Source organism: Scandinavium lactucae, from assembly GCF_033843265.1.
In the GTDB taxonomy this organism is placed as follows: Bacteria; Pseudomonadota; Gammaproteobacteria; order Enterobacterales; family Enterobacteriaceae; genus Scandinavium; species Scandinavium lactucae.
The window spans coordinates 1-641 of the sequence record NZ_JAWXRD010000026.1 but is presented as its reverse complement, the minus strand read 5'-3'; the positions used below and the strand labels follow the sequence as shown (position 1 = coordinate 641).

Below are 641 nucleotides of genomic sequence, written 5' to 3'. Positions count from 1 at the left end.
AAAACAGAGGCTGAGGGCAAAACGGCGGCAGATGAAAACGCCAGCCCGTCGACCTCGGATAAGAAAGACGGGGATAACGCCATTGAGACCGGGACCTGTGCCAGTGACCCGGTGGATGTCGCCAGTGGCGATTTACTGCAGGTGTTACCGGTGCTTGACCTGCCGGGCACCCTCCCCCTGACGCTGACGCGTGTCTACCGCTCCCGTTCGTCGCAGCGCGGTCTGTTTGGTGATAAATGGAGCGATAACTGGTCGCAGTCTTTATGGCTTGCGGACGATGAAATTCACTTCACCAACCATGAGGGCACCCGGCTGAGCTATTACACCCGCGGTGAGGCGGTGGATGCGCTGAATCTGCAGCAGGCCCATTACCGTTTATACGGCACCCGCCGCGGTGCGCTGTATATTTTTGACCGCAGAAGCCAGCTGACGCTCTGTTTTGAGTCACAGCCCGGGGCCCGCCGCCGGCTTTCGGGCCTGCATGACGCCGCCGGGAACCGGATTGTGTTTTGCTATGAAGGGGAGCGTCTGGTTCGCCTGACGCACAGTGACGGCTATGAGCTGGTGCTGGCGTACCGGCACAACCGGCTGAGCAGCATTACCCGGATGGCGGGGGGACAACCGCAGTGGCTGGCAGAGAG

General features: G+C 60.8%; 1 protein-coding gene. It reads left to right on the top strand.

What is annotated here, in order from left to right:
- Positions 1–641 (top strand): DUF6531 domain-containing protein (locus tag SIK69_RS08030; RefSeq protein WP_319785827.1); only part of this gene is annotated, 641 nt, incomplete at both ends.